Annotated in this window: 7 protein-coding genes; 6 read left to right on the forward strand and 1 reads right to left on the reverse strand. The window is 72.2% G+C overall.

The genetic code is table 11. From position 1 onward, the window contains the following. The 3 genes from ACFVU9_RS42550 to ACFVU9_RS42560 form a co-directional block, all read left to right on the forward strand. On the forward strand, positions 1-2,148 hold a 2,148-nt coding region (locus tag ACFVU9_RS42550), incomplete at its 5' end, for an ALF repeat-containing protein (RefSeq protein ID WP_387602936.1). Positions 2,149-2,254: 106 nt separating this feature from the next. Further along, positions 2,255-2,650 carry a hypothetical protein gene (locus tag ACFVU9_RS42555; RefSeq protein WP_380448121.1) on the forward strand — a complete coding sequence of 132 codons (396 nt, stop codon included), beginning with the start codon at positions 2,255-2,257 and terminating at the stop codon, positions 2,648-2,650. 206 nt (positions 2,651-2,856) lie between these two features. After that, positions 2,857-3,411, forward strand: coding sequence for a hypothetical protein (locus tag ACFVU9_RS42560; protein ID WP_387602939.1), 555 nt, complete (start codon positions 2,857-2,859; stop codon positions 3,409-3,411). Between the two features lie 242 nt (positions 3,412-3,653). On the opposite strand, the gene ACFVU9_RS42565 is transcribed toward ACFVU9_RS42560, so the two are convergent. Beyond that, on the reverse strand, positions 3,654-4,634 hold the full coding sequence (locus ACFVU9_RS42565; RefSeq protein WP_380448118.1) for a LuxR C-terminal-related transcriptional regulator: 981 nt from the start codon (positions 4,632-4,634) through the stop codon (positions 3,654-3,656). 294 nt (positions 4,635-4,928) lie between these two features. On the opposite strand from ACFVU9_RS42565, the gene ACFVU9_RS42570 reads away from it, so the two are divergent. From ACFVU9_RS42570 to ACFVU9_RS42580, 3 genes are all read left to right on the forward strand, one after another. After that, on the forward strand, positions 4,929-5,132 hold the full coding sequence (locus tag ACFVU9_RS42570) for a hypothetical protein (RefSeq protein WP_387602942.1): 204 nt from the start codon (positions 4,929-4,931) through the stop codon (positions 5,130-5,132). Further along, complete coding sequence (locus tag ACFVU9_RS42575; protein ID WP_387602945.1) at positions 5,129-5,449, forward strand: hypothetical protein; 321 nt, start codon at positions 5,129-5,131, stop codon at positions 5,447-5,449. Before ACFVU9_RS42570 ends, ACFVU9_RS42575 begins: the two co-directional genes overlap by 4 nt. Positions 5,450-5,525: 76 nt before the next feature. Then, positions 5,526-7,226, forward strand: coding sequence for a CHAP domain-containing protein (locus ACFVU9_RS42580; protein ID WP_387602948.1), 1,701 nt, complete (start codon positions 5,526-5,528; stop codon positions 7,224-7,226). Positions 7,227-7,286: the final 60 nt, after the last annotated feature.

The following is a 7,286-nucleotide window of genomic DNA, read 5'->3' on the forward strand; positions in this document are numbered from 1 at the left end:
GCCGAGGCCAGCGCCCAGGCCGGCAGCTCGGCCGGCGCCGCCGGCGCCCAGGCGGCCCGGGCCCGGGACGCGGCCGGCAAGGCGCGCTCCGCGGCGGACCTGGCCACCGCGGCCTCCGGTCGGGCCGAGAGCCTGGCCAACGCGGCCGCCGGGCACGCCGCCGAGGCGAACCGGAGGGCCACCAGCGCCGCCGACCACGCCGACAAGGCGGCTGCGGCCGCCGAGCAGGCCGCCGCGTCGGCCGGTCAGGCGCAGGACTGGGCCAACGTGGCGACCGCCCACGCGAATGCCGCGATCGAGGCCGCGACCGCTGCGAACGACGCCGTCACCGAGGCCCAGAGCATCGAGCAACTGGCCCGTCAGGCCGAGGCCGCCAAGCTGGAGGCCGACAAGCAGCAGGGCCTCAAGGAGGCCGCCGCCCTCGTCAAGGCGGAGGCCGCGGACCAGGCCAAGCTGACCGGCGACCAGACCTCGGCCGCCGCGCTCGACACGGCCACCAAGGACCTGGTGCAGAAGGCCGCCGCCCCCGGCACCGACCCGAAGACCGCGGCGGGCTTCGGCCGCAAGGCCGCCGTCAACCTGCTGGGCAGCGCGGGTTACTGGACCCGGGACGCCGCCCGCGCAGCGCTCGCCGACAACGACGACGGCGTGGTCGCCTGGGCGAAGAAGGAGTACCAGGACGGCCTGCGGCTGGACGACCGTGACAAGGTGACCTACCTGTCCACGATCGGCACCTCCACGCTCGCGGGCGCCGCCCAGCGGACGCTGGAGAGCACGGACCCGACCGCCGTCACGAAGTTCCTCTCCGGCGGTGCGCTGGACGTCCAGGTCGACGACCTCCGCTACACCATCTTCACGATGCTCAACGGGGCCGGGACCGCGGTCAAGCGGGACGGCGCCGCCGCGCTGAACAACGGCAGCGCCAAGGCGATGTCCGACTTCGTCCACACCGGCTACCAGCGCGCCGTGGCCGAGGACGACCGGGTGACGATCTTCTCCGTCCTGAACGGCCAGGCCGGTCCCAACGTCAAGGCGGCGGCCGAGGTCGCGCTCGCCGGGCCGGCCTGGATGCAGCACGACTTCGTGACCACCGTCCAGTACAAGGCCGCCGTGCTCGACTCGGACACCGACACCCACGTGTCCTCGGTCCTCGCGCTGATCGCCAACGCGGCGAAGGACGCGGTCACCGCCACCCAGAACGCCCAGCTGGCGTACCAGGTCGCGGCCAGCGCCCGAAACGCCGCCCAGGAGGCCAACGACTGGGCGAACAAGGCCCAGGCGTCGGCCCAGCAGGCCAAGGGCTACGCGGACGACGCGAAGGCCAAGGCCACCGCGGCGGACGCCTCGGCGAACGCTGCGGCCGCCTCCGCCCAGCAGGCCAAGTCGGCCGCCGCGACCGCGCAGAAGGCGAACCGCGCGGCCAACTACTCGCTGAACCAGGCGGTCGCCTCCGCCGACAAGGCCACCGCCTCGGCGGCCAGCGCCCGTGCCTCGGCCGCCAGCGCGGCGGCCTCGGCTACGGCCGCCGGCAAGAGCGCCTCCGAGGCCTCCGCGGCCGCGCGGGAGGCACACAGCATCGCGGCGGACAAGCGGGCCCAGGAGCAGGCGGCGGCGGCAGCCGCGGCGGCCCAGGCGGCCCGTCAGGCCGAGGCCGCGAACGTCAACCCGTCCAACAACCCGGCCAACGACAAGATCAATGACACGGCGTCCGCCACCCCGCCCGGGGGCTCCGGCGGAAGCGGTGGAAGCGGTGGAACGGGCGGCGACGGCAAGGACGGTATCCGCAACTTCGCCACGGAGACGGGGCACTACAGCACCATCTGGGGCCTGGCCGCAGTCGGTTCGCTCGCCCTTCCGCCGCCCCTCGGGGAGATCGGGTTCGGCGTCTTCGGAGCGTTCTCCCTCGGTGCCGGTGTGCTCAGCACCGGTGCGTGGCTCTACGCCGACGGCTTCAACAGCAAGGATTTCCTCAACGCGGCGACCAGTACGATCCTCGGCACGATCGGAGGCCCCTACGGCAAGATCTACGGCGAGATCGCCGGACCGGTCGCGAGGGCCAGCATCAAGGGCGCCAAGGCAGTCGGTCAGAAGATCATCGAGGGTGGGTCCGCCGTGGCCTCCGGCATTGTCGGCCTCTTCACCTGGTGATCTCCTGAACCGTCCGGCGGTCTAGGCTGCCGGAAAGCGGCGAGTCAATTCGAACGGGACCGTGGGGCCGCGTCCGGCGCGGCCCCACGGTCGACAAGGGGTGGACATGTACGTACTCGACCTCAGCACGACCTCCTGGTGGCTGATCGCGGCCCTGTGCGCGGCCGTCAACCTCGCGCTGCTGGTGCCTTCGATGCCGACGCGAGCGACCCGAATCCGCGTTTCGACCATGCCGGTGATCATCGCGACGTTCGCCTACATCGCCTCGATAGCCAAGCCCGACTACCCGCCCCAGCTGCTGCTCTCGATGTACTCGATCGTCTGCCTGATGATTCCCGCGAGCCTGCTCGGATTCCGCAAGAAGATGGCGCGGATGGTCCTGGAACGCCCCGAGGACGGCAGCCTGCCGCTGGAGCACTACGGCCTCGCCCAGGAAGCCATGATCCGTTTCGCCCTCGCGGCGGTCGCGATGGGCGGCCTCCTGTACCTGTTCAAGCCGTAACCGCCCGGCAAAGGGCCGTTCGGAATATTAATTCGCCCATAGACTTCGTATACATACTCACGTTTCGATGATTCTTCTCCCGGCCGGAAGAATGATCTTCCGGAACGTCATCCGTTCGTGATAGCAATACTCCCGGTGACGGCCTCCGGGCCATTCGCGCAGATGCCGTGAACCACCGACTCCGAAACGTTCCAGGGGGGATTCCCATGCGCTCCATTTCCAAGCTGCTCGTCGCCGGCGCGGTCGCCGGCTCCGTCGCGTTCACGGGCGTCGCGGCCGCCAACGCGGCGACCGGCGTTCCGGCCGGCTCCGCGGCCGTCACCGCCGACGACACCCCGCCGCCGCCGGCCGTCGAGGACTTCGCCTACCCGGGCGCCGACAAGATCTTCACGGACCGCGGCATCAAGCTCATCACCGGTGACGGCCACATGCTCCTCGTCGACTGCCCCACCCCCGGCACCACCAAGCCGGGAGTGCTGCAGATCGACACCCGCGGCATGGGCGACCGGGACACCATCGGCCACGGCAAGTTCTGCTTCCAGATCACCGGGAACAGCGCCTCCCTCAAGCTGGAGCTGCCGTCCGTCTACGGCATCACGACCCCCGACTACGCGGTGACGGCCCACATGGTCACCGGCACCGGCGACCAGACCGTGGACAAGACCTTCACGCTGCAGCGGAACATGCCGAACGCGGTCGGCGAGGCCACCGAACCGCAGCGCCGCCCGTACACGCTGCTGGACCTCACCGCCGTCAAGTGACGCCCCCCGGGCCCCGCCGCGCGACCGCGGCGGGGCCCGCGCCGTCCCGCCCCGATACCGGGCGGAACGCCCCCTGACGCCCCGGGGTCCGGCTGCGTCGCGCCCCGTTTCGGCACGCCCGGACGTACGGTGCGGGCGCACAGCCCGGTGCCGACCGCGGCGAACGGGACGTACGGCCGGCCCGGATGACCCCGACGGCGGGCGGACCGGGAGAACAAGGACCCGGACCCGAGAGAGGCGGTTCAGAGCCAGCCGCGCCGGCCCGCTTTGAAGCCGGCCTCGAAGCGTGAACCGGCGTCGAGACGGCGCATCAGGTCTTCCATCCGGCGCTTGACGGTGCGCAGGGAGACGCCCAGGCGTTTGGCGGCGCCTTCGTCGGTGAGACCGGTGGAGAGGATCCTGAGCAGCTCCCGTTCGGTGGGGGTGATGCCGGTGGCCCGGTCGGGGGCGGGGGCGTCCTCCAGGGGGACGGCGGTGTCCCAGACCCGGTCGAAGAGCTCACCGAGGGCCGCCACGATCCCGGGCGCGGTCACCATGACGGCACTGGGCCTCGGCGACGCCGGGTCCAGGGGGACCAGGGCCGTGGCCCGGTCGACGACGAACAGCCGGTGCGGCAGCGCCGGGGCGGTGCGCAGCTGTGCGCCGATCGCGGCCATCGAGCGCGCGTAGGCGAGGGCCGGCGGGTTGGTGCGCGCGCTCTCGTGGCAGACCGTCTTGAGGGCGACCCCGCGGCGCAGGAGCTCCTCGTCCAGCGGGCGTGCGGCTTCGAGCGCCTCCGGGGTCATCAGGGTCGGCACGATGGAGCGGATCTCCGTCGTGGCGCCCTGGGCCAGCGATTCCAGGCAGGACTGGATCTCGTCCAGGCCGTCGAGTTGCTCGGTGCCGGTCGGGATGCGGCGGCGTTCGAGGGTCGCCCGTTCGGTCACGGCGGCCGCGGTGGCGCGATTGGCCTCCAGAGCCGCGCGGCGGGCCCGGACTTCCTCCTCCTGGCGCTTCAGCAGCAGGGCGATGCCGCGTTCGAGGCTGACCGGGCGCTGCCGGTCCGCGGCCTCGCGGGACATCCGCAGCAGGGCGAGGTCCGCCAGCGTGTCCAGACTTCTCGTCACCTCGCCCTGGGGAAGGGCGAGTTGCTCCGCCAGCAGTGTGGCGTCCGCCGTCGGATCGGCGAGGAGCGCCCGGTACACCCGCTCACTGACCGCGTCCAGCCCCAGCGCGCGCAGCATCGGTCCAGCCCCCGTCCCGTCCCCGGTGCGATGTCGTTGCGTCCCGTGCTGAGCCTGGCATGTCCGGACCAGATCCAACAAGGTTCGTACCAGCCGTCGGCGCGCGGCCGCAGGAGACCGTCGGCGGGGTGTGGCGCGATCGGGCCATGGAACCTTCGGGCCACCGGTGACTCCTTCCGCCGGCCCGGACCGGCGAGAAGACTCGTCGTCACCGAAGGGCGCCGAGGGCCCGACGGATCCGGCACCGGAGCGACCGTTCCGGCCACTCACCCCCAGCCGCACGGAGGTCCCGCCATGCCCGGAACACGGCGATTCGCATCGCTCGTCCTGATCGCCCTGGTCGGCATCGGGCTGTGCGCCGCGTCCGCCACCGCCACCGCTGCCGCGCCCGCCACCGCTGCCGCTGCCGCCACCGCTGCCGCGCCCGCCACCGCTGCCACGCCCGTGGCAGCCGACACGGCCGGCTCCCCGGGCGAGGTCTGCGGCGCCTGCTGGTGACGGCGGCGACCGTCAGGTACGTGGTGGCCGTCCGGCTGACCCGGGCGCCTCCGATCGACCGCCTCCCGGACCCCGCGACGGTCGTCGACCTGTTCTGGGCCCACGCCGTACCCGCCGACCGCCTCGACCACGTCCGGACGAGCGCTCCCGCACCCGCCGGCCGCCTCGACATCGCCGTGATCCTGCGCGCCGAGAGCGCCGAGGACTGCCTCCGGACCGTCAGGAACCTGTGCGCCAGGACCACACGCAGTCCCACCCTGTCCGGCTGGACCGCCGAACGCCTCAGCACGCTCCCGCTGGCCGGCCTGGGCTTCTGATCCGCCACCGCCCCCGCCACCGCTGAGCACACACTCACACCCGCACACTCCACTTCCACGGAAGGAACCACGACACATGTCCCGATCCACCCCCGCCGGCGTCGGCAGGTCACTGCGCCGGGCCGTCGCCCGGACCGTCGCAGCGACCCTGGTGGCGAGCACGGCCGCGCTGCTCCCGGTGTCGTCCGCCGCGGCCGCGGTGAACAGCACCACCATCGTCTCGGCGGCCCGCGGCCAACTGGGCGGCGGCTGCAACTCCGGCTACGACGGCATCGACTGCAGCCTCAACTGGTGTGCCGCGTTCGCGAAGTGGGCCTGGTCACAGGGCGGGGTCGACGTCTCCCCGCTGGGCTGGACGGTCACCACCTTCGTCAACTACGGCGACAACAACGGCACCTGGCACGACCCGACCGGCTACGTCCCGCAGCCCGGCGACGCGATGATCTTCGGCGGGAGGAACTACCCGACCAAGGCGAGCGGCGGCGCGCACATCGGCATCGTGGAGTCGGTGCACCCGGACGGCACGCTCACCGAGATCGGCGGCAACCAGGGCAACGCCGTCACCGAGGTCAGCGGCACGCCCGACCAGATCGAGGCGAACCTCGAAGGCGGCTACAGCTTCCTCGGGTTCGTCTCCCCGGTCGGTGCGCCGGCCCCGATCAGCAGCGGCCTGCAGACCACGGTCGTCGACCACAGCGGCAAGACCGTGGCCTACGCGACCGCCGACAACGGCAACATCTACGAGAACTACCAGAACAACGTCGCCGCCGGCCCGTGGTCCGGCTGGGAGCTCGGCCTCGGCTCGCCGGTCGGCGGCACCCGCTTCGAGAGCTCCCCGAGCGCCTTCGTCGACTGGTACGGCAAGACCGTGGTCGACGCCGTCGACCTCAACGGCAACGTGCAGGAGAACTACCAGACCAACCCCGCCGCCGGCCCCTGGTCCGGCTGGCACTACGTCTCCGGCCAGCCCGGCGGAGTCCGCTTCATCGGCGTCCCGTTCGCCACCCGCAACATGTCCACCAACGTGATCTACGTCCTGGGCAGCGACGGCAACATCTACGAGAACTGGCACCCCGACGGCGGCACGTGGTCCGGCTTCGAGCTCTCCTGGGCACCCGGCGGCCCCGCGGGCGGCACCAAGCTGGTCAGCTCGCCCAGCGTCTTCATCGACACCGCGGGCCACACCGTGGTCGACGCGATCGACAGCAACGGCAACGTCCAGGAGAACTACCAGGTCAACCCGAACGCCGGCCCGTGGTCCGGCTGGCACACCATCTCCGGCCTGCCCTCCGGCGTCCGGATGACCGGCACCCCCTACGGCTACGTCGACAGCAACGGCACCAACGTCGTCTACGCCACCGGCACCGACGGCCGCGTCTGGGAGACGTGGCACCAGCCGGGCAGCTGGTCCGGCTGGGAACTGGCGCTCGGCTCCGCGGCCAACGGCGCCCGGATCCTCGGCTCGCCGAGCGTCTTCATGGACAGCTCCGGCAAGACCGTCGTCGACGCGCTCGACAACCAGGGCAACGTGCAGGAGAACTACCAGGTCAACCCGGGTGCCGGCCCCTGGTCCGGCTGGCACACCCTCAGCGCCGCCCCCTCCGGCGGACTCATCGGCACCCCGAACGCCCGCCGCGACTTCAACGGCACCAACGTGCTCTACGGCGTCGGCGGGGACGGCAACGTCTACGAGAACTGGCACCAGCCGGGCAGCTGGTCCGGTTGGGAGCTCGGCTGGGCCCCCGGCGGCCGGCCGGCCCGCTTCGTCAACATCTGACACCCGCGCAACTCCCCGGCGTGCGGCCCCCGGTACGCTCCGGTGGCCACCCGCCGACCG

Source organism: Kitasatospora sp. NPDC057936 (genome assembly GCF_042887525.1).
In the GTDB taxonomy this organism is placed as follows: Bacteria; Actinomycetota; Actinomycetes; order Streptomycetales; family Streptomycetaceae; genus Kitasatospora.

What these genes read in the sequence shown, in the direction of transcription:
- ACFVU9_RS42580 (WP_387602948.1), top strand. Translation starts at nt 5,526, where the DNA reads ATGTCCCGATCCACCCCCGCCGGCGTCGGCAGGTCACTGCGCCGGGCC.
- ACFVU9_RS42560 (WP_387602939.1), top strand. Translation starts at nt 2,857, where the DNA reads ATGCGCTCCATTTCCAAGCTGCTCGTCGCCGGCGCGGTCGCCGGCTCC.
- ACFVU9_RS42565 (WP_380448118.1), bottom strand. Translation starts at nt 4,634, where the DNA reads ATGCTGCGCGCGCTGGGGCTGGACGCGGTCAGTGAGCGGGTGTACCGG.
- ACFVU9_RS42570 (WP_387602942.1), top strand. Translation starts at nt 4,929, where the DNA reads ATGCCCGGAACACGGCGATTCGCATCGCTCGTCCTGATCGCCCTGGTC.
- ACFVU9_RS42555 (WP_380448121.1), top strand. Translation starts at nt 2,255, where the DNA reads ATGTACGTACTCGACCTCAGCACGACCTCCTGGTGGCTGATCGCGGCC.